Here is a 22,760-nt window from a genome sequence, read left to right on the forward strand (position 1 = left end):
ATGCGTGTCCTTATTTTATAAACGTAAAACGATTACGACCTTTATTTTTGCTCTCATACATCCCTTGATCGGCCCGTCGTGTGATCGACTCCTCGTCATCATTTTTTTGGGCAATGGTAATGCCGACGGAAATAGTGACCGATATATTGTTACCATGGTCAACAAAATTGGAATTTTTGACTAAAGTAATGGCATGACTGGCAATTTCTTCTAACTCACGGGGGGAATGGCAACCGGAGATAACCATAAATTCCTCTCCTCCCCATCGACCGATAAAGGTCGGCTCAGTGAATATATCTGAAAGCGTGGTGGCAACCATTTTTAGTACTTTATCGCCCGTATCATGGCCATATGTATCATTAATCGACTTGAAGTGGTCGATATCAATCATCATAACGGAAAAGGAAAGATTAAGATCATTATATTGCCGAATAAAATTCTTGAGCGTTGAATCGATATAGCGGCGGTTAGGAATACCCGTCAGTTGATCATGGAGGGCCAAATAGGTAAGTTCGTCAATCTTGGAGACGGGGATATTGTCACTGTTATGAACAAAAAACTCGAATGCACCGACAATTTCGCCATTTACTATCAACGGAACCGTACGGATAGTAACCGCGACACGATGCCCCTTTTTATGATGAAGATAGACCTTAGCTTCTCGACGAATACCATCATTCATTGTTTTGGATAGAGGACAGGCCGTTGTACATAGGCATATCCCTTCTTCATCAACGTGGTTTAAAATGTTATCAAAACAGTGGTAGTTGACCACTTCCTTTTCTCCGTAACCGGAAATTTTTTCCGCTTCTTTATTCCAATACAAAATTTTACGGTCCTTATCAACGTAATAGACTCCATCATAACTTGTATCCAAAATTTTGGCATACTCATCGATTTTTTCTTTCATTGGTTCTCCCGGAAAGGTAAGACATTTATTCTGCCTGATTAAATGGACTCAAAAGACATTAAAACAAAAACCATCCAGGATGATTATACACAAGTGTCGATTAAAAATGCGAGCGATTAACACTAAGCAACTTAAAAATTAAGTAAAAGTATAATTTATTCAATAAAAGCATTCTCTTTTTATTTTATTAAGAAATAACTTATATTATGAGTAGCAATAGCTTCTTAAAAAATATATTAATAATTGATAAAACATATACTCTGGGATGTAGGTAAAGAAGAAAATTTGCTATCGCTTGTTATCATTGGGGAACGAACTTTTTATCCGGGCAAAAAATAATCAGTTTTCATCGGTCGTTTCTAACTTTTAATCATTTATGCTATCATATTATTTGTCAGGATGAAGCTTTAAGTGGAACCAGTAATAACAACAAATAATTTTATCGATTTGGCGTTGGGGGCGTTCAAATAAACGAAGGAGTCTTTTATGCAACAGCTCTTTATCGGGACTAAACTATTTATCGTTGGTTTATCTTTAAACGACATCGAATTAATAACTCTCGTAGTTATCTTATTTTTAGCGTTAGGTCTCGTGGTATTATCGGTTATAATCTCATATATCAGTCATCGTCGGAAATTGGCGCGGTTTACGGTTTCGTCGTTAAAAATCGGAGTGATTGCCACCAATCGCCATCGGCGAATTTTTTACGTAAATCCGGCGATGGAAGAATTGACAGGCTATACATTTAAGGAATTAAAAAACAAAAATCCGCGCATATTATCGAGCGGGCGCCACGATTCCACCTTCTATCATAATATGTGGAATGATATTCGTGATAAAGGATTTTGGACGGGAGAAATGTGGGACCGGAGAAAAGATGGTACACTTTATCCCAAGCGCATCAGTATTTATGCTATTCGAGGGGTTTTTGGCCTTGGTATTAGCTATGTCAGCACTCACGAGGATCTCTCTATCGCACATAAAACGGAAGAGCAAATTACTTTTTTAAGAGACTATGTTCCTAGCACCAATCTTTTAAATCAAAATGCGATGATTCAACGGATGAATGCCCTTATTGATGACAAGAAACCCTTCTCAATCATTTTCCTGCGGGTGAGCAATTATAGTTATCTTCAAATCACTCAGTCACAGGAGAAATACTATCGAGCGATTGTAAGTTTTATCGAACACTTAGCAATCCAGATGAATATGCCTTCGGAATCGTTTGCTCAAATTAGCGACGACTCACTGTTAATTATCTCTCCCTTAAGCGAAATAAGCGCAATCACGGCCTTTGTAGAAGAAATAATCCGTCTTGATGAACGGGAGATTAATTTTAACAATGAGGATAATCTTCTTTTCACCTTCAAATGCGGAATCAGCCGGTATCCAGAGGATGGGGTTAGTGCGGTTACTCTTTTGACCAACGCGCAAATAGCGACAAGTAAAATTAATGAGGATAGCAAGCGCGATTATATATTCTATCGTCCTGAACTATCACAAAAAATAACCGAAGACGAAAAGATAAAAGAACAACTTGTTAATGGTATTAAAAATAATGAGTTTGAACTTTTCTATCAACCCAAGATTGATATTCAAAATAATGTAGTGGTTGGGGCGGAAGGTTTATTACGGTGGCGATCTCCGACCCTGGGATTGGTTTCCCCGATGCGTTTTATCCCGGTAGCGGAGCGCTTAGGATTAATGAATGATATCGGCGCATTTGTTATTCGCAAAGCGGTAAATGATCTAGTTATTATCAATAGTATTTTTAACAAAAAGCACCTTCAATTTTCGGTTAATACGACCGCTTCGCAGTATGTTCAAAATCGCTTGTATGAAACGCTTATTGAAGTACTCGGCAACTCGCATATCGATGCTAAGCAATTGGAGTTGGAAATCACCGAGAGTATCCTGATTGACGATCGGGCGCAAATGATAGCCTACCTTAGTAAAATCAGAGAATTAGGAGTTACTATTTCCCTGGACGATTTTGGTACGGGATATTCATCGCTCGGATATATTCGGGACATGCCGATTGATACGTTAAAGATTGACCGTAGTTTTATTAAGGATTATCCGAAGGATGATGACGGAAAAGTGGCGGAAGCGATTATTTCTTTAGCGCATCTTTTTAATCTAAAACTTGTGGCTGAAGGAGCCGAAACCCTTGAACAAGTGGAGTTTCTACGGGAAAAGAAGTGTCAGATGGTTCAGGGATACTACTATGCAAAGCCACTTCAATTTGCGGATTTTATTGATTTTGTTAAAAATTTCGACAGTAAAAAGTAATTCATCGAGATTTCTTTAGGCTTATTAAGCCAGACGAGGGAGCAAGAAATATGAAAGTATTCATCATTGGCGGGACGGGTTTGTTGGGTTCAGAAACAGCCCGTGTATTATTGGATCGCGGACACGAAGTAAGTTCATTGGCTCTGCCTCCGCTTCCGCATGGAGTAGCCCTGCCCAAAGCCATGAAAATTAGCTATGGAAACTATATGGATATGAGTGACGAAGAATTAAAGAGCCAGTTTATCGGCATGGATGCTTTTGTTTTTGCTGCCGGAATCGACGAACGAGTGGAAGGCAAACCACCGGTTTATGAAATGTTTAAGAAGTATAACATCGATGCTTTGGAACGTTCGCTTCGCTTGGCGAAGGAGGCAGGAGTAAAACACGTGGCTATTTGCGGCTCCTATTTTGCTTATTTTGCCCGCCGTTTTCCAGAATGGAGATTAACTGAGTATCATCCCTATATTCGCTCGCGAATCGATCAAGAAGAAATGGCGCTTTCATTTGCCGATGCCGATTTTGCGGTATCGATATTGGAATTACCATATATTTTTGGCACGCAATTAGGAAGAAAACCGGTTTGGACGTTTCTAGTGGAAATGATCCGAGCTATGAAAATAGCAACTTTTTATCCTCGGGGAGGGACGACGATGGTTACCGTCCACCAGGTGGCGGAAGGATTGGCCGGAGCATTAACGAATAATCAAGGTGGGACCCTTTATCCATTTGGTTACTATAATATGACCTGGAAAGAAATGCTGACTGTTTTCCATAAACACATGGGTTATTCACCCAAGCGGAAGATTATAACAATACCGGATTTCCTATTTAGAATGAAGGGTCGTCAAATTGACCGTATGCGCGCCCGTCACAATATTGAGGGCGGACTTAATATGGCTAAGTTTACCCAAATGCAAACCACAAATTTGTTTATCAACAAGGAAGAAGGGGCGGAATTTCTGGGAGTTAAGCCCGATGATATAGAAGCGCGCATCGGTGATTCGGTCAGTCTATGTCTCGATATTATCGATAATAAGGTAAATGATGTCGTCGACATGAAAGGCGAATAACTCATTTTAAGTTTGATATATAATACATTTCAATCGTGGTAATATATTATTTAAACAGGGAAAACTTATGAACACACACAAAGATTTTGTCACGCCGATTATCGTTGGTTTGATTATTCTTTCATCCGTTACTTCAGGGACGCTGGTTATGGTATTCCATGATGAGTTTATCGGGCAAGCCATCACCACCATTACGGCGGTTATCGGTGCTTGCGCGATTTGGCTGCAGATGAACAAGAACAAGCGCCTTAACGAAGGCGAATTTATCGTCAATTTGAACAAGCAGTTCACAGAGAATAAGTTGACTTATGATTTGTTCTTGAAAATGGAGAAGTATGAACGAACGGATAAAGTAAATAATCCATTTACCGAGGATGATATTTCGGCGATTGCGGCCTACATGACTTTTTTTGAGGTGATATATTCCTTGATATCAAGAAAGATAATAAAAATTTGGATGATTGATGATTTGTTTGCTTATCAGTTTTTTCTTTTAATAAATAATGCCCGGGTGCAAGAGATCGAATTACTGCCCTGCCAAAAGTATTATGTCAATGTTTTCCGCTTGGCCAAACTATGGCATGAATATCGAGATCAGCAAGGCTGCAGTGTTCTTAATGATGAAGATAATATATTGAAAAAAATTAGCATTTCTTTAATTTAATATGATTGAGCAATATTTTGTCCGGCCGGCAGAGCTAAGCGACTTAGCGGTAATCATGGAAATTGAAAGCCTCTCTTTTAATGCCAATACTCAAGAGAGCAGCGATGTTTTTAAAAAGCGAATAATGTATTTTGCGGAAGGATTTTACATCTTTCTATATCAAGCGCAAGTGATCGGATTTTTAACTTCGGAAATCTGGTCAAAATTACCGACGCAAGAAGACAATAATTTGGCAATTAACCATTCAATAGAGGATGTTCTGAATAAAAAGGGATCGGTTCTTTACATTTCTTCATTTGAATTACATCCTCAATTCCGAAATAAGGGACTAGGAACCTATTTTTTTGATTGCTATTTAAAAGATATTAAAAGGAAATTTCATCAATTAAATAAGGCGGTGCTTATTGTTAATGAAAATTGGCTTCAGGCCATCAGTATCTATCGCAAACAAGATTTTAAGTTGGCATTTGATATAAAAAAGTTCTTTATTGAAGAGAACGGAAATAAAAGCGCAGGACTGGTCTTAATTAGAAATTTCAATTAGTTAAATTTGATTCCGTTGTGTTTGATTAAAAAATCGACAACCCCCATGCAAAAAGAGGTTTTTTCAACAAGGGAACTGGAGAATTCACTGCGTTCCAGAGCCTTTAAAAAAGTCGGCAGTGTATAGTTCATATAATTTATTTGCGGACGGGAGAAAACCATCTCCGCTTTTTTTTCATTTAAAACGACCGTTACTTGGGTGGGATTGGCAATATCCGTAATATATATTGTTCCCTTCTCTCCTTCAATGACGGAAGATTGAAAATTATCGGCAACTTTTGAGTAAAAAAGGGTTCCCATATAATCTTCATATTTTACCGTCATAAAACCATTTTTTTCCATTCCGTTTTCAAGAAAAAATGACTGGCCGGTTATATTGATTGGATTAGAGAATAGTTCTATGGTCGCGGCGATCAAATAAACCCCTAAATCTAGGATAGCAGCGTTGCCTTTCTTGGGATCAAAGGTAGAAATGTATTCATGATGAAGATATTTACTGTAGCGTGAGGACTGTTTTTCCATCCGCAAAGTGAAATTTTTAATTTTTCCAATGCGTTTAATTTGCTCACGAATAACGAAAAAAGCGGGGTCATAATAGACGCGCATATTCTCCATAATAAGGGTATTATTCATTGCCGCTAAACCGACCAAATCATTAGCCTCTTCCAAAGTAATTGTGAAAGGTTTTTCAAGTAAAACCGCCTTATGGGCGTTAATTAAAGTCCTAGCCATCGGATAATGATTTTGATTTGGAGAAGCGATATAAACAGCATCGACAGCCCGGTCAAAAGCTATTTCTTCAATGGAAGTGTAGACTTTCTTTATTTGATAGCGGTTTGCAAAAAGGCGGGCTTTTTCCGGACTGCTGCCTAATATGCCGATAACCTTATAGTCAGAATAAAGGGCGATTTCATCCATAAAAGCGTCCGATATGAAATTGGTTCCAACTACCGCAAAATTTTTCATTTCTAAACCTCAATATGAAAATAGTTATATCTACATATTCCTACTCAATAATAGCAAAAAATAAAAGGAAGTTAAGGTCATAAAAACTTTTTTATTTTATAATGGAGTTTATTTTAATACTAGACAAGTCAATTTTTTTCTTACATTTGCTGTTGAGAAGTTTTAGAAAACAGGAGTAATAAAACATTATGCCACCGCAAATAAATGCGGTTTATTTTTGTTTGATAAAACTTATGTGGATTTCTATTCTATCTCTTGATCTTCTTTCTGAGTTTTTCGTCAGGAATAAAGCTTTGCCCTCTATGTGAATCTCTATCCTTGCTTCTATTAATTCCTTGATCCAATAAAGCGTGACCTGGCACTCCATCTTTGGATCTTACTGCGGCAATATCAAAGCCATCTTTTCTATTGGACTTTGGATTTAACTCTTTGTAAGTCGCCACATAATCCTTTTCGTTGGCAGGTGATTTTCTATTTGTAACAATCTTATTTGGATATTTAGACATACTTTAACCTCCTTTCTTTGTTACTCGATTTTTTCAATTAGCGCGTTAATTTTTTTAAAAAAATTTTCATCACCATCTTTTAAAGCATTTAGCATTGGCAAAAGATTACTGGCTGGCAAATTTTCCTTATAATTTTGTGGCAAACTACGGGCATTTTCTAATAGATTTGAGTATGTATATTCGTTGTTTATAATCGAATATTTAATTATTTCCAATTGCCACTTACTTGCGTTATATTCAGGTTTAATCTTCCTTCCCAATTCATCAGTTTTTTTGGAATTTATTGCCGGCCAATATCTATGAACATACTCAGAGTTTGTAGATTTAGAAGTTGAGGTTAAAGCAACTTGGTTCAAGCAATTAGCTGCTAACAAAAAGAACTGCAAAATATTGGGATTTGTGCAGAAACTTATAGAATCTACAATAGAATCATCTTCAAAAAGTAACATCAATTGTCTTCTCACTATATTATAGGGCGAATTTGTATCTTTGATTTTATTATCGACATCATAAACACAAATTACACAATCAAATAAAGCATCTTCACGCAAAGCAGAAAGAAATGCATCTGCGATACCGCCACATCCATTTGCGTTTTCCACATCAAGAGCAAATTTTTCATTTGTAGCCAATTGTTCAACAATGTCAAAAAACACTTTTTCTTCATTGCCTTCCACAATAATCTTGATGTAATACTTTCCCATAAATCACTCTTTATTAAGTGATGACAGATATTTAACAAAATTCGGAGATGGAACATAGCCAAATTCCGATCGATTATAATGCCTAAGCAAATCTTCGGCAGTTCTAGGCCCACCTTCCGCAACAGGCGCATCTTTCAAGCAAAACAACTTGCTCGTTAAGTCATCATTTCTAAAAGAAAAATAAATTTGATCTTTACGCATCATATGCTTGCAAGAAATCAATTCAATATCATGAGCAGTGAATAGTAGTTGTCCTTTTGTGTTGGCAAAGCTATTAAATGTGGCTAAAATAGCTCTTGATAGTTTGAAATGTAAGCCATTATCTAATTCATCAATAATCAGCGTTTTCCCGTTGATAATCGTTTCATAAATATAAGATGCAATGGCTTCAATTTTCTTAGTCCCAGTTGAGTCAAATATTATTGAAGGAACTTCGGCTCCATCATATTTCGTAAAAAGTCTAAACTGATCAATTATATCTATTTTTTTCAACACTTCTTCATCTATAATTTCGTTATTTTTACCTTTAAAAATTGCTTTTTCATTATAATGAAAATCTTGAATTGATAAATCAGCGTGCTTTATAAAATCTACAATGAACTTCTTTTTATTTTCATCTTTTCCCTTCAAAACATCGATAGTTTTTTCAATTGGAATATTAAACAATTGGATAATTTCCAATGAATCGGCAAATGATTTAAAAGACTTCAAATAAGGTTTAAGTGATGCAAAAACATCGTTATCCAATGATACGCAGTACAAGAATGGTTTTTTTGAAGGTAATAATTTCAATAAATCAGACTTATCAATTCCTAAAATGACCAGTATTTCTTTTTCTCTATCTCTTGAATAAACGTTCTTAATTGAAAAATTACCCGTTTCATAAAACACGACTTCATCTAATGCTTCCTTAATGATTTCATGCTTAAAACTATCATAGGTAAAAGAGTACTTCATCCAGTTTATATCAGCGCTTGTTTTGAATGTGATGGAAATATCACTCCTTGCGGAATCCCCAAAAATATTCCTATTAAAAGAAATATTTTCAACTCCAAGCATTAAGTCCTTTATAAGCTTCGTCAAATGCAAGACATTTGATTTTCCAATATTATTTTGTCCATACAAGCCAATAGATTTTAAAACATTGCGATTTAGTAAACTAAAGTAATTTGACCCTAATTTTTTTATTCTAGTATCTGCCGAGAACGATAATACATTTTCGCTTTTAAACATTTTATAGTTATCAAATCTCATTTCCAAAATCATAATATTTACCTCTTCGATGAAGATAATATCATGTTATTATATTTTATGCAATGTTTTAGCACGAAACATAATTTATTCTTAACTTAATCTGAAGAGCATTTGCTTTCGGTATAAAAAATTTCCTAGTAAAAAGAAATAGAAATTTATTTTTGTGTCTATCAAAGCAGCATCAAGTTTTTGATTTTCTATAAAGGAAGGGTTAGTTGCCATTTTACCAAATGATGTCTTTAAATAATAGTGACCGATAATTAGAAAAAGCGCTGCGCAGATAATTAATGATTGATATAATAATCGTCTTTTTAGCTATAGAAAGTTAAAAGGTTTATCCTTTTGTCGATATTGTTTATAATAAAAAAGAGGTTTTATTTTATGAAATTTATTTCTTGGAACACTAACGGTTTACGGGCGGCGATAAACAAAGGCTTTATTGATTTCTTTAATAAAGAGAAGGCGGATGCCTTTTGCATTCAAGAAACGAAGATGCAGCCCGAGCAATTAGAAATAGACTTTCCCGGTTATTATCTATACATGAATTCGGCAGACAAAAAAGGCTATTCTGGGACGGCGATAATAACAAGGAAAAAGCCATTGAATGTCATCTATGGAATACATGGTGAATATAATGATGAGGGCCGAGTTATTACTGCCGAATTTGACGATTATTTTCTTATAACCTCCTATACCCCCAATTCACAAGAGGAGTTAAGGCGACTGCCATATCGGATGACTTTTGAAGATAAACTGCGTGATTATTTAGTTGAACTGGATAAAATTAAACCGGTTATTCTCTGTGGCGATTTAAATGTCGCTCACCAAGAAATAGATTTAAAGAATCCTAAGGCCAATCACTTTAACCCCGGATTCAGTGATGAAGAAAGAGAAAAATTTTCACTCCTTTTAAAAAATGGTTTTGTCGATTCTTTCCGATTCTTATACCCGGAGACCGTTCGCTATTCGTGGTGGTCTTATCGGTTTCATGCGCGGGAAAAAGGGATCGGTTGGCGGATTGATTACTTTGTCGTTTCAGAAAGAATCAAAGATAAGATTATTGATGCGCTTATTCTTGACGAAGTTGAAGGATCGGATCATTGTCCGGTCGTTCTTGACCTTGCCATCTAGCCTTTAAAATCGGGATTTCGTTTTAATAAAGTTCGATTAAAGACAAACACCACCTTATTTTGGCGATTAATATATTGGATCTTTTCCTAAGCAAAAGGCTTAGGCGATACAACATAAAACACGAATGATTCTATTGTTAGAAATCGCTTTTTTAAGTAGCTTTTTCTATTCCAACTTTTTTATTTTGCTCTTTTGACTTTTAGAAGAAGGCCTTGAAAAACGATAATCAGTTTAAGATTATAGAAAGAAAGCCTTTGTTTGCCTATTTAACACTTAATTAGTTTTATCCATAAGGTAATGAAAGAAAAAGAAAAAAAGTTATTTCCAAAAAGTGTTTGTTAACAAATTTATTAAATATTAAGTTATAATTAATATATTAAGTGGAGGAACTTTATATGTGCTTTTTTTGGCGAAAAAAGAAAAAACAAAAAGCTTTAGCTCAGAAGCAGGCGGAAGCGGAAAAAACCAATGCTTTAAAAGAAGAAAAGGTTGTGACTACGAAAAAGGAAGAGCCGGTTGTTGAAACGGCTAAGCCGAAGGAAAAGGTTGCGGTCGAAAAGAAAAAACCGGTTTTAGTGGCGCCAGGCAAGAAGACAGCTGAACAAAAAGTAGAAGCGGGCGAAGCAAAGGAACCAACTCCTGTTAAAAATGACAAGGCAAACGAGCGGTATAGCGGTAAATATGAAATCTTTCCCGAGGCTGGTCTATTTAAGTATCGACTAAAAGCATCTAACGGAGAGATTCTTTTGGTAAGCGGCGGCTATACCAGCCGTAGTGGTGCCGAGGCAGGAATCGAGACTCTAAAAAAGAATATATCCTTAGGCAAAGGGGTTATTGTTAAGGATAAGAATGGATTTGCTCAGTTTAGAATATATACCACCAACGGAGCCCGGGTTATTTTAGCCGGCGAGTTTTATGACAGGGAAGCCAGCGCCGAAAAAGCTTTGGCTTCTACAGAGAAATTTGCTTCAACCGATAAGATAATTCAATTGGATGATATTCCGACCGCAGAGGTGAGAGAAGAGATTGTCGAGAGTCAACCGGTTGAAACAAATGGTAATGGTAAGATCGAAATAAAATTGATTGAAGATAAAAAATATCAGGCCGTTTTAAAAGCTTCTAATGGGGAAGTGTTGTTTGTCACCGATATTTATGCTAGCAAAGCGACCGTTCTTAAGGGAATTGAAGCCATTAAAAATGGCATAGTTGAAAAAGGCGTTTTTCGGATTAATCGCGATAAGCAAAATCGGTATCAATTCAAGCTCTATTCTTCAATCAATCAAGTGTTGGTTGTGGGTGAAACCTACAGCAGCAAAGAAGCCGCGCTTTCGGCAGTTGAATCCGTCAGACGTTTTATTAAAGATGCCAAAGTAATCGATGCATAGTTAGAGCCTTGATTGAGTCAGGCATTAGTTTTTTATCATTTAATTGGCGAAGTATAGCTGTTTACATTACAAAAAACCGGAGTTTATTCTCCGGTTTTAATTTTATTTATTTAATCGATTATTCGCTGAATAGGTCGACTCCTGCTTCCGTTAAGGCTTTTTGAACCTTTCGATAATCTAGGGTCCGAGCAGAGTGGAAAACACCTTTGATTATCCCAATCAAATATTACCTACAAATGAACAAATTAACGATGAGAAAAAAGTTATCTTAAAAGGAAATTCAGTTAACCTTCTTATTCTGAGAGAATTATAATAAAGCCATTTGATTAAAATAGGTATTTTATACATTTTATTTATCCTTTTCGCATTTTGCTAAAAAAACAGTAAATACTTTTTGTCAATATTAGAATCAATAAATAATATCGATTACATTTCTTTTTTGTCTATATCCATAATTTTGAATATAATATATACATACAGAGGAAACATATGGACAAAGTAATCGTTTTAAACATTAGTTTTAATAATGGTAATAATGCCATCTATCCTACGCTTTTAGCTGATGACCATAATTTGGTTCTTGTTGACTGCGGCTATGTCGGATTCTTTCCCCTTATTGTAAAGGCCCTTCGTTCACAGGGTTATGACGGCGCCGATTTGACGCATATCTTAATAACCCATCATGACCACGATCATATGGGGTGCCTCTCCGATTTCAAGAAAAAATACCCGCGAATTAAAGTGGTAGCAAGCGAAATTGAAGCACCATATATATCCGGGAAAAAGAAGTCGCTACGCCTTGAGCAAGCGGAAAAACTGCAGTCAAAACTGAATGGCATTCAAAGGACTGATGGTATTCATTTCATTAATATACTTCGTAGCGTTGAGCCGGTTTCGGTCGATATTATGGTGCGTGATGGTGATGTTTTGCCTTGGGTTGGCGGGGTGAAGGTTATAGCCACTCCGGGCCATATGCCGGGTCATATATCGCTTCTTTTAGAAAAATTTAATGTAGTTGTAGCCGGAGATGCGATGGTTATTGAAGACAATCGTCTTGAAGTTGCCAATCCCGTCTATACGCTAGATGCAGTGACGGCCAAAAAATCATTTGATCGCATATTGCGTTTAAGTCCAAGCAAAATTATCTGTTATCATGGCGGGCCGATGGAAATCAATAACAGTTGATAAAATTTTCAAAAAAATTACATAAAGGTATTATAAATAATAGGGCTCTTTGCTATACTATTGGTAGTTAGTAATTCACTAACTCCCCCAAAAGAACATTCTTTTGTTTACATTGGAAGGAGTGTGAATTTTTTATTTGAAGCGATGGGTAAGCGATGAATGTTTTGGCGTTCTACTTTTTATGATGGATAAGATGTTCAAAAAAAGAAGAAAGTTAAAATAGGAGAAAAAAATGAATCGCAAAAGATTTCCACTAATTCTAGTTATTGTTGCTTTATTCACACTTGCCTCATGTCAGGATGCGACTTCTTCAGGAACAACCGGTTCCGAGCCTGAAAATACATCAGAAGTCACAACTTCCGAAGAGACAGGTGTTTCGATTGCTGCCGCCCGCAGCGGGGAAGTAAACGAGAGTTTCACCGTCACGGGGGTGGTTGTTGCATATAATTACACCGGACAATCGACCCCATATATAACTGGTTTTTGGTTAGCAGATCAGACAGACAGTATATATATTTATGGCGAAGATGTCGCCAAAAGTGTTCAGCCGGGAAATAAAGTTACGGTCCTAGGCACTAAAGCCTATTATATTCCGCAAAATGATGCGGGAAGCGCCGCGGCTATTAATTATAAAGGAATGGTTCAATTAACTTCCCCCGTCATTGTTAGTAATGATAATAAAACCGACAATGAGATTCCTAATGAGGTTATTTCAAATCTCAGCGTTGCTGATATTAATTCCATACCGCTGACAGAAGATATTACTGGTAAAATCTATCGAACAAAAGCTTACTATCATGTCTATGATAACGTAAGTTATGTGAATTATGAGATTGAAGATGCCAATCTTACGGATACATTATTGGCCTATACGCAATCAAATGGTAAGGACTATGCCTGGACAAATGAGTGGGATGGCAAATTGGTTGATATTGAATTTATTGTTAGTATCGGAAAGCCATCGCAAAATCTTTGGCGGATTTGTCCGATTAGTATTTTAGGCGAAGCAACCTTGTCGGATGAAGAAGTGGCGACGGGAGGAGCTTATCGGGCATTACTTCCAATCGCAAATTCCTATAACGCTGATACGGTTATAACAATGGCTAAAAATGATGAGAAAGTGGCGGGACTGACCATCGCTTACACCTCCTCTTCCAGTCAAATTACGGTTACAACCGACGAGACTAACAATTACATTTCCATTAAATCACAAATATTGGGTGATGTGTCCTTAGTGGCGGAAGCGACTTACAATGGAACTTCTGTTTCAAGAACAAAAAATTTCACTATTATTGCTAAACCGGATATTGATACAATTTCACTGGCGGAAGCAAAGCAAGCCAGCGATGGCACAATTGTGACCGTTGAGGGAGTAGTCGCAAAATTAACCTACAAGAGTTCAATGGTTAAGCAGGGATTATTTCTTGCTGATGAAACGGGAACTATGTTTGTTTATAACGGAACCTCAACTCAAGGCAATCTTATCGATTTAGAAGAAGGAAATAAAATTGTTATTCAGGCGACGGTTACTCACTATGTTAAAGATGCCACCAATGCGGCATCGGAGGAATATGCTGGAGATTTTCAATTATCCGAGGCGGAAGTTTTAAGCATTGATCGAAACGCTTTTGATATTCCTTCCGCAGCCTATAGCGCCAGTTCTATAGAGGCCATTACGGCCACTCGCCCCAGTACCAATCTTACGGGTAATATGTATCTTGTGACTTGTACGGTTTATAAATCATCGGGACAATATGGCTCATACACCCTTTATGGTATTGAGGATTCATCGGTTGGACTTCCGCTCTATTCGCAAAATAACGCCAATGATTTTAGTTGGCTTGAACCATATATTGGGCAACAGGTTCAGATGATTGTCGGAGTTCAAAATTTGCAACTTAAGTCCAGTGGCTCATATTGGCGCGGATGCCCAATTCAAATTATTGTTGATTAAACAAATATTATGATAAGGAAAAGAGAATGGCTTTTGTCCATTCTCTTTTTTTTATTTAGTCAATTTATCGCGATACTTTAGATAATGTTCTTTTAAAACTTCAAAGGTTGCGGGACTTAAATCATGCTCAATAAGACAAGCATCTTCTAATGCGGTTTTTTCATCAACCCCTAGTGCCATAAGCGAGGCAGATATAATTTTATGGCGCTCATAAATTGTAGTAGCGGTTAAAAAACCTGAGGTAGTCAAATGGACGGTGCCATCATCGGCAAAATTAACTAAGTTTTCTTCACGCATTTTCTTTAGCGCAATGCTTACACTAGCCTTAGAAAAATTCATCGCATTAGCGATATCGACCGAACGGACACTCCCATGCTCTTCTTGAAGCATTAAAATCCGTTCAAGATAGTCTTCACGCGATTTTTTGGAATTCATTTTTGATACCTCGTTTTTTAATGTTAGCATTTTTCTATAGGGGTTTCAATTAATCGACCTTATAAGCCACGAATAAACAGCAAAACCCAATTACAGATTTTTATTTTTTAGGTTGACACAGCGAAAGCAGAGCAATTATAATAGTGCTTGAGTTAGCAGAGGCTAGCTTATTACCAGGCCATGCCTGATTTATTTTTGAAGATGAGTTAGTTAAAACTAACTAGGGAGGTGTTGTATGCCGTTGGTTATCGCTCCGCTTAATCAAAAACTGAAAGTGTTCAAGATTTTGGCGGAAGGAAAAATAAAGAAACATCTTGAAAGTCTTGGCATTACGATCAACTCAGAAATCGTAATTTTAAGCCGTTCAGGAAAAAGTGTTATCTGTCAGATTAAAGAAGGCCGTTTGGGCATTGACGAAGGCATAGCAACGCGCATTTTGGTTAATCAGGAGGCATAAACATGACCACATTAGTGCAATTAGACAAAATGAAGATTGGTTCAAGCGGACTAATCAAAAAAGTAGAAGGTGAAGGAAAAATTCGGCGGAGACTATTCGACATGGGGGTTACTCCGGGGGCGGTTGTCTTAATAAAAAAGCAAGCTCCTTTAGGCGATCCGATTGAAATAACGCTTCGCGGATATGAATTGTCTTTACGGAAAACCGAGGCTAGAAACGTTTTTGTGGAAATTGAGGAGTCATTATGAAACATTTTGCGTTGGCGGGGAATCCTAATTCAGGCAAGACCACATTATTTAATCTTTTAACGGGATCGACAGCACATGTTGGCAATTGGCCGGGAGTTACGGTTGATAAGCGCGAAGGAACCTACCGTAAGGGGATAGAACCGATTTTAATCGTTGACCTTCCCGGCATCTATTCGCTTTCACCTTATACTCCAGAGGAAGTCATTTCTCGAAACTATATTCTTAATGATAAGCCGGACTGTATTATCAATATTGTCGATGCCACGAACTTGGAGCGCAATTTATATCTTTCCACGCAATTGATGGAAATTGACATTCCGTTAGTAATCGCACTTAATATGATTGACGTGGTTAATAAACGGGGAGAAAAAATTGATGTTAAGGAATTGTCGGTAAAACTTGGAGTTCCAGTTGTTCCAATCAGTGCTCTACGCGAGGACAACATTGAACATCTAATGAAGGTGGCTTATGAGACTTCTTTGTCAAAAAGAAGAGCGACAACCATTCTTGAAAACAATTCGTTAAGGCATCTTGTTAGTGATTGTGAAATTGCATTTCGCGGTCTGAACGTTCCCAATGCCCTATTTCATGCAATTAAACTAGCGGAACTAGATGAGCTAGAAACCAAGGATCATCCCAACCTTGTTTCAATGGTTGAGGAATACAAAAATGGATTTAAGGATGATGTTTTCGGTAATGACTTTGAAGCGGTAATTGCCGATGCACGTTATAAATATATTTCTCATCATTTTGCAAAGGTAAAGACCTACAGTCAAAATAGCAAAAGCAAAAAGGGAACTCCGTCTGATCGCGCTGATCGAATACTGACAAATAAATGGCTAGGAATACCCATTTTCATATTTATCCTTTTTCTTATATTTCATTTAACCTTCGCGGAAGATCTTTTTTATCTCAACGCAATGCACTTATTGGGTCCAAACGGATTAATATCCTTCCCGGGGACGATATTTGAAGGTTTGTTTGCCAATGGAGGAATAAACTCGCCCGGAGTTATACTTTTCAATTTTCTCGATAGCGTGACGGCGTGGCTTTCAGAAATAGCAGGAACGGCTCTAGCCGGTTCTCCCGCCTGGGTCAGTGGCTTCTTAGTCGACGGAGTTCTTGGAGGACTGTTCGCCGTTTTATCGTTTTTGCCACAGATTCTATTTTTATTTCTTTTCTTCTCCATTTTAGAAGACAGCGGATATATGGCTCGAGTCGCTTTTATTCTTGACCGTATATTCCGTAAATTCGGTCTGTCTGGTCGTGCTTTTATGCCAATGATTATGGGCTTTGGCTGTTCGGTACCAGCCATGATAAACACTCGTACCTTAGCAGATGATAACGAAAGAACCGCAACGATTAGAGTTATTCCCTTCTTCAGTTGTGGAGCTAAACTCCCGATTTTAACCGCGATAAGCGGAGGAATTGTGCAAATGTTTGGTATCGGCAATGCGGAGTTCATAACTCTGGGCATGTATCTTTTAGGAATGGTAAGTGCGATTGTAGCAATCATACTTATGCGCAATACGACGATGCGAGGGGAAGTACCACCGTTTATTATGGAACTTCCCGCCTATCACGTTCCTCAACTAAAATCACTTATGGTTCACCTATGGGATAAAACCAAGCATTTTGTAAAAAAGGCATTTACCATTATCCTTGCTTCGACGATTCTTATTTGGTTTATTTCGCATTTTTCATTTAGTTTTCAATTTCTAAGTGATGAGGAAATGGGGACTTCAATTCTCGCCAATTTTGGAAAATTCCTGGCGCCGATTTTTACCCCGATGGGTTTTGGCTCCCAGTTAGGGGAATTCGGATGGGTTTTTGTTGTCGGAGCAATTACTGGATTAATTGCTAAAGAAAATGTCATTGCCACTTTTGGAACTTTGGCCGCCAGTCTTGTCGCGGGCTTTGCCGGCGATGAAGAGGGAATTCAAGCGGTAATGGTTATGGCTCAGGCAACCAATATTACGGTTCCGGGGCTATTAGCGTTTGTGGCCTTTAATATGACAACCGTTCCCTGTTTTGCGGCAGTGGCTACCGCCAAAGCCGAATTGCCGAAAGGAAAATTTATATCGACAATTGCTTTCTGGCTTATTGCCTCCTTTGTCGTTGGAAGTATGGTATATCTCATCGGCACTTGGTGGTGGACATCATTTATTTTTCTGGCAGTTTTTCTTGCCGCCATTATCATAATTCACTTTGTCAATCGCGCTCGTGACCAAAAAATATTTAAGGAAGGAATTTGATTTTATGCAACCAATTGAGATTATTGTTATTGTTTTAACAGGTGTTTTTCTTCTAACCCTAATCGCCCGCTACGTTTATAAAAAAGTTCACCATCTTCCTACGGGTGAATGTGCATCGTGTGCGAGCAAAGGTGGCGGATTAGTAAAAATGTATCGCAAGAAATATAAAGGGAGCAAATAGCGCATAAAATAACAATGATTTGTTAATCATCATTCACTACAAAAAAATAGCTTGAAACTTTCATCAAGGTTGAGCTATTTTTTTATTTTATATTTGTCATGATTAAGCAATAAATGAATCCTTTAGACCGGCAACTGATAGTAAAAGAGCCATTATTTTTTTCTTTCAAAAGCAATTTGAACGGTTATATCTTCATTTATATCACCGAAATTTTTGCCAAATATATTGATGCCTCCGACATATTTGGCATCGTCCTTTACTCCAAGAGTAAAGTGAAGAACTTCATTATTACTTATTCCAAGGCTGTTAATATTTATCGAGTTGGCTTTGGCGCCATTGATGTAGGTTCCTTCCGTATCAATTCGTAAATTGACCGGCATGCCATACTGAGTTGAACTAGATGGCCACCACGAAGGAGTGTAAGCACCACGGCGATCGCCGTAATCTCTTAATGAAAGGTAAGTTGCAATTTCCTGGCCATTAAGCCAAAAAGTAATATCGCTTTTCCAACTGTTGTTGTAGTTGGGACATTCAGAACAAAGTTCCATAAAAATAGTTATCGATTCCAATTGCGTGCCTTCTTCGCCATCGAGGGGAATAGGAAAAGTAATATGTCCCTTGTAGAAAGATATTAATTGGGCTTGAATTCGGGTGGGAGATAAAAAGACATTGCGATCATCAATAGGTTGAAGAGCCATTTCTTTCGTGCAGATTACACAGGGTGGAGTAATGTCATAGTCAATGAAGGAGCCAAGGGGAATAGTTATGATTTTTCTTAAATTGCTTATTTCCGAATCACCATTCACAAATATAGTCATTGATTCACATTCAATTGATACATTCTTCTCATTCCCCTTTTTAGATGGCGAAGGAATAGCTTTAATAAGTTTTGCTTCCTTTAGAATTTTTATATGAAATGAAGTCGTTGACATAGACAGGTTTAATTCTTGAGCGATTTCATATATGGAATAGGATTTATTGGCTACCAAACGCAATATTTTGCGGCGGATGGGGGACGAGAATGAATCGCCGATCTTTTCCAGCACACCATCATCATTTAAGTTTAAAGTTAATTTTCGCATATAATCCCTCTTTTAATTTTAGTTAATCACTACTTGGTTTGGCTTGCAAGCGAATTTCGAATATTTTCGAATTAATAATGTTAATTTGTAAAAATTGAAAATTTGACATTGAATGTAAGCGATTACCACATTACTATTAGGTTGCAAGAGGTGTTTATATGCGAAAAACCAAAAAAATAAGCCTGTCCTTTATGGCCGCAATGTTTTTATCCTTAGTACTTTCCGCGTGCGGAGGGACTTCTGATTCCAGTGGTGATAAAAAATCGGTACTGAAGTTTTTTGGCTGGGGTTCGGTTGCCGAGCAGCAGATTTTTAAAACAATGATTGCTGAATTCACTCAGGAATATCCTCAATATGATGTGGTGTATTCCTCAGTTACTTCCGATAATTACATCACAACTTTAGGTAGTTATAAGAATAACACACGAAATATGCCCGATGTCTTCTATATGCCGGATATAAACTTTGTGCAATGGATAAATTCATCTGATATCATGATGGATTTAACTCCTTATATTGAACAATCAAGTTCCATCTCCGTAGACAATATTTGGAGCGAAGGAATTGATGCTTATCGATATGATACCGTTAATAAGAAATTAGGGACAGGCGATATCTATGCCTTGCCCAAAGATTTGGGGCCTAATGTTTTGGCCTATAACAAAACGCTCGTACAAAGCAAAGGGGTTACCATTGTCAGCGATAGCGCTGGTCAATATGGCTATAATCCATCTACGAAAACATTAAATGACAAAGTGGCTATGACATGGGCTCAGTTTATCGCTTTTTGCCAAGACATAAAGGAAGGATCATTGAGCGATTCCAATTCCATTGTTGGGATTACCCATTATCCGTTAGAAAGCGCCATGGCATCGATGGGACAACGATTCCTGGACGATAGCAACAAACTAGTTACCATTGATAACAACAATTTTGCCGAGTCACTCCAATTTGTCGCCGACTTATCGAATAAATATCAAGTTATGACGACGGCAGAAGGGCAGGCATCGCAAGCCGGTTTACAACGGTTTTCCAGCGGATTGGCTGGCGCGTCTTTCGTTGGAGCATGGGACACACCTGAACTATGGGAGTGCAATTTTGATTGGGACATTCTTTATACTCCGGTTCCCAATGCAAGTGGCAATCTAGATAACTGGCAAGATGGATATCGGAGTGGATCTTCATCAAAATCCTTTTTAGGATCGGTTGGCATTTCCTGTTATAAAGGGAGCAAGGATCCGGAAGGCGCATATAAATTAGCCGAATTTTTAACGGCTTCACCCGCGGCTCAAAGAATAAACTATCAATTGGGACAAGCGGTGCCTAATCTAATTGATATGGCAAATGGCGAGTTTATGAATGCGACAATAAATGACCCGAAAAATGCAACCATGGGTTATAATCGTCCTTTAAATCGTCAGGTATATGTCGATATGATGGCCAATAGTGAACGGCGGCCTCAAGCTTATACCTATAATGCGGACTGGTTTGATGAAATGTGGGAGTCATCTGATGACAGTTACAAACTTTTCCGCGTTTGGTCATTGACTTCCTCGTATGGGGGACATCTCAATGTTTGGGATTGGAATACTAATAGCCGAATCAACAATGAATTCTTATCGGGCTTAGAAAGTCGGTGTCAGACAATTTTAGATAAAACAACTTCCAAATACGCTTGGTAATAATGATGAATATACGCAACCGTCTAAAAACCATAGTTAGTAATCGACGATTTAAGGAGCAGATGGCAGGCTACCTATTTGTGGCGCCAGTGGTAATCGGATTTCTTTTGTTTACCTTCATTCCCCTGCTTTATTCCATATTTGCCTCTTTCCATGAACTGACGGATTTTAACTACAATCCGGGAGCTGGAAATTATATTGGCTTAGGAAATTTCCAAGAGTTATTTGCCGATCCTAATTTTATTAAATCAATTACCAACACCATATATCTGATGATGGGAATTCCGGTAGGAATGGTCCTGTCGTTTGTGTTGGCTACTTTAATTAATTCAAGGTATTGCAAGATTAAAAAACCATATTTAATCATTTACTATCTTCCGGCTGTCAGTTCGGCAATTGCTGTCGGATTGGTATGGAAGTGGTTGTTTAATGCCGATTACGGGGCAATCAATCAAATATTTGGCACGCACATTCTCTGGCTTAGTGACCCGCGTATTGTAAAAATTACACTCATAATTAAAGGGGTATGGGGGGGAATAGGCGGAACACTGCTGCTTTATTTTGCCTCCATGCAAAATATTCCGCATGAGCTGTATGAGGCAGCGGATATCGAAGGGGCTAATCTATTCTATAAAACTTTTAAAATAACCATCCCCTTGGTGAAGCAGACAACTTTTTATGTTCTTATTACTTCGGTAATCGGAGGAATATTGGCCTTCGCGGATAACTACATAATCGTCAGTTCATCCAGTGCCAATACGATAGTCTATTATCTATGGAACGAAATGAAAAAAGGCAACTATGGATTGGTGAGTGCCGGCAGCCTCTTTGTTTTTGTTGGACTTCTGATTGTGACATTGTTCTTATTCAAGTTTCTCCATGTGGGAAGTGGACGGAAAAATTTTAGCTCTCGAAAATTAAAAAAAGGAACCCGTGCACAATGAGTACAGTCAATATCACTAAAAACGTCGCGCCAAAAGCTAATAAAAAGCATTACAGTGCTTCCTTTTATACGATTAAAGTTATCGTCTTATTTATTATTATATCGATCGCTTTCTTGATGCTATTTCCTTATTTATATATGCTTTCGATGTCATTTAAATCGGGAAATGAAGTAGTGAACAACTTAGCCTTTTATCTTTTCCCCAAAGAATTTACACTCACTAATTATGTTGATATTTTTACGATTATTCCTTTGGCTCGCGGCTTCCTCAATACCTTAATTATCGAGGTTTTTGTGATATCGTTTGGAACCATATCAACAACGATGGCCGCTTTCGCTTTTGCCCGACTTCGGTTCAGAGGTAAAAACTTTTTGTTCTATATGGTGCTCACGACAATGATGGTTCCATACATTACGGTGTTGACGCCACAGTTTAGTGCTTTTTCTCATCTGGGGTTAGTCGATACCCTATATCCCTTAATTTTGCCGGGACTTTTTGGCAACGTTTCAATGATGTTCTTCCTTCGACAATATGCTTTAAGCATTCCGGACAGTGTCTATGAGGCCGCGGAAGTTGACGGATGTGGCTTTTTCCGCCTGTATTGGAATATATTCTTGCCTTTAGTTCGGCCGGCGATCGCCGCTCAGGTAATATTTTGGTTCTTGGGAATTTGGAATGATGTTTTCGGACCCGATATCTATCTTCAGACCCTCAACAATAAGACCATTCAGGTAATGATCAAATATTTGGATAACCAAACGGGAAGCGGAACATTGAAGAATCTTCCGACAATCATGGCCGGTTCAGTTCTATCGAGCATTCCGACGATTGCCATCTATATCGTGTTCCAAAAATATTTTGTAAATACCTTTATGCTTTCAAGTTCAAAAGACAATTAAAAGGAGCGATAAA

At 37.7% G+C, this 22,760-nt stretch carries 22 protein-coding genes; 15 read left to right on the forward strand and 7 right to left on the reverse strand.

From position 1 onward, the window contains the following. Positions 1-10: 10 nt before the first annotated feature. Complete coding sequence (locus PKC96_01920) at positions 11-910, reverse strand: diguanylate cyclase (protein ID HMM00084.1); 900 nt, start codon at positions 908-910, stop codon at positions 11-13. 486 nt (positions 911-1,396) lie between these two features. Between PKC96_01920 and PKC96_01925 the strand changes: the two genes are divergently transcribed. The 4 genes from PKC96_01925 (at position 1,397) to PKC96_01940 (ending at position 5,480) form a co-directional block, all read left to right on the forward strand. Next, a complete protein-coding gene (locus PKC96_01925) occupies positions 1,397-3,202 on the forward strand; it encodes an EAL domain-containing protein (protein HMM00085.1) in 1,806 nt (601 codons plus the stop codon). 50 nt (positions 3,203-3,252) lie between these two features. After that, positions 3,253-4,272 carry an NAD(P)-dependent oxidoreductase gene (locus PKC96_01930; protein ID HMM00086.1) on the forward strand — a complete coding sequence of 340 codons (1,020 nt, stop codon included), beginning with the start codon at positions 3,253-3,255 and terminating at the stop codon, positions 4,270-4,272. 67 nt (positions 4,273-4,339) lie between these two features. After that, entirely contained in the window at positions 4,340-4,936 is a 597-nt protein-coding gene (locus PKC96_01935) for a hypothetical protein (protein HMM00087.1), read from the forward strand. A 1-nt stretch (position 4,937) separates the two neighbouring features. Beyond that, entirely contained in the window at positions 4,938-5,480 is a 543-nt protein-coding gene (locus tag PKC96_01940) for a GNAT family N-acetyltransferase (protein ID HMM00088.1), read from the forward strand. Here PKC96_01940 and PKC96_01945 read toward each other — a convergent pair. The 4 genes from PKC96_01945 to PKC96_01960 form a co-directional block, all read right to left on the reverse strand. Next, entirely contained in the window at positions 5,477-6,445 is a 969-nt protein-coding gene (locus PKC96_01945; GenBank protein HMM00089.1) for a Gfo/Idh/MocA family oxidoreductase, read from the reverse strand. The two genes, PKC96_01940 and PKC96_01945, sit on opposite strands and share 4 nt — an antisense overlap. Before the next feature lie 248 nt (positions 6,446-6,693). Beyond that, positions 6,694-6,951, reverse strand: a complete 258-nt coding sequence (locus PKC96_01950; protein ID HMM00090.1) for a hypothetical protein — start codon at positions 6,949-6,951, stop codon at positions 6,694-6,696. 20 nt (positions 6,952-6,971) lie between these two features. Continuing rightward, a complete protein-coding gene (locus PKC96_01955) occupies positions 6,972-7,655 on the reverse strand; it encodes a hypothetical protein (GenBank protein HMM00091.1) in 684 nt (227 codons plus the stop codon). Between the two features lie 3 nt (positions 7,656-7,658). Next, positions 7,659-8,921 (reverse strand): ATP-binding protein, encoded by a 1,263-nt coding sequence (locus PKC96_01960; protein ID HMM00092.1) that lies wholly within the window; start codon positions 8,919-8,921, stop codon positions 7,659-7,661. Between the two features lie 369 nt (positions 8,922-9,290). On the opposite strand from PKC96_01960, the gene PKC96_01965 reads away from it, so the two are divergent. The 4 genes from PKC96_01965 (at position 9,291) to PKC96_01980 (ending at position 14,564) form a co-directional block, all read left to right on the forward strand. Beyond that, on the forward strand, positions 9,291-10,040 hold the full coding sequence (locus PKC96_01965; protein HMM00093.1) for an exodeoxyribonuclease III: 750 nt from the start codon (positions 9,291-9,293) through the stop codon (positions 10,038-10,040). Positions 10,041-10,435: 395 nt separating this feature from the next. Further along, positions 10,436-11,425, forward strand: a complete 990-nt coding sequence (locus tag PKC96_01970; protein ID HMM00094.1) for a YegP family protein — start codon at positions 10,436-10,438, stop codon at positions 11,423-11,425. Positions 11,426-11,914: 489 nt separating this feature from the next. Beyond that, a complete protein-coding gene (locus tag PKC96_01975) occupies positions 11,915-12,610 on the forward strand; it encodes an MBL fold metallo-hydrolase (GenBank protein HMM00095.1) in 696 nt (231 codons plus the stop codon). 232 nt (positions 12,611-12,842) lie between these two features. Further along, positions 12,843-14,564, forward strand: a complete 1,722-nt coding sequence (locus PKC96_01980) for a hypothetical protein (protein HMM00096.1) — start codon at positions 12,843-12,845, stop codon at positions 14,562-14,564. A 51-nt stretch (positions 14,565-14,615) separates the two neighbouring features. Here PKC96_01980 and PKC96_01985 read toward each other — a convergent pair whose 3' ends face one another. Next, positions 14,616-14,999 (reverse strand): metal-dependent transcriptional regulator, encoded by a 384-nt coding sequence (locus PKC96_01985; protein ID HMM00097.1) that lies wholly within the window; start codon positions 14,997-14,999, stop codon positions 14,616-14,618. Positions 15,000-15,234: 235 nt separating this feature from the next. On the opposite strand from PKC96_01985, the gene PKC96_01990 reads away from it, so the two are divergent. From PKC96_01990 to PKC96_02005, 4 genes are read left to right on the forward strand one after another with little or no spacing between them, the layout of a single operon-like run. After that, complete coding sequence (locus PKC96_01990; GenBank protein ID HMM00098.1) at positions 15,235-15,456, forward strand: FeoA family protein; 222 nt, start codon at positions 15,235-15,237, stop codon at positions 15,454-15,456. Positions 15,457-15,458: 2 nt separating this feature from the next. Next, a complete protein-coding gene (locus tag PKC96_01995) occupies positions 15,459-15,704 on the forward strand; it encodes a ferrous iron transport protein A (GenBank protein HMM00099.1) in 246 nt (81 codons plus the stop codon). Beyond that, positions 15,701-17,959, forward strand: coding sequence for a ferrous iron transport protein B (feoB, locus tag PKC96_02000; protein HMM00100.1), 2,259 nt, complete (start codon positions 15,701-15,703; stop codon positions 17,957-17,959). The genes PKC96_01995 and feoB overlap by 4 nt, the downstream gene beginning before the upstream one ends. Before the next feature lie 4 nt (positions 17,960-17,963). Further along, the gene (locus PKC96_02005; protein ID HMM00101.1) at positions 17,964-18,140 is read left to right on the forward strand and encodes a hypothetical protein; all 177 of its coding nucleotides are present in this window, start codon (positions 17,964-17,966) and stop codon (positions 18,138-18,140) included. 152 nt (positions 18,141-18,292) lie between these two features. Here the strand turns inward: PKC96_02005 and PKC96_02010 are convergent, their stop codons facing one another. Beyond that, positions 18,293-19,222, reverse strand: coding sequence for an ArsR family transcriptional regulator (locus PKC96_02010; protein HMM00102.1), 930 nt, complete (start codon positions 19,220-19,222; stop codon positions 18,293-18,295). A 158-nt stretch (positions 19,223-19,380) separates the two neighbouring features. On the opposite strand from PKC96_02010, the gene PKC96_02015 reads away from it, so the two are divergent. From PKC96_02015 to PKC96_02025, 3 genes are read left to right on the forward strand one after another with little or no spacing between them, the layout of a single operon-like run. Further along, positions 19,381-20,904 (forward strand): extracellular solute-binding protein, encoded by a 1,524-nt coding sequence (locus tag PKC96_02015; GenBank protein HMM00103.1) that lies wholly within the window; start codon positions 19,381-19,383, stop codon positions 20,902-20,904. Between the two features lie 2 nt (positions 20,905-20,906). Continuing rightward, positions 20,907-21,848 carry a sugar ABC transporter permease gene (locus PKC96_02020; GenBank protein ID HMM00104.1) on the forward strand — a complete coding sequence of 314 codons (942 nt, stop codon included), beginning with the start codon at positions 20,907-20,909 and terminating at the stop codon, positions 21,846-21,848. Further along, positions 21,845-22,747, forward strand: coding sequence for a carbohydrate ABC transporter permease (locus PKC96_02025; GenBank protein HMM00105.1), 903 nt, complete (start codon positions 21,845-21,847; stop codon positions 22,745-22,747). Before PKC96_02020 ends, PKC96_02025 begins: the two co-directional genes overlap by 4 nt. The last annotated feature ends 13 nt before the right edge of the window (positions 22,748-22,760 follow it).

It is taken from the genome of Bacilli bacterium (genome assembly GCA_035326105.1).
In the GTDB taxonomy this organism is placed as follows: Bacteria; Bacillota_I; Bacilli_A; order RFN20; family CAG-826; genus UBA7706.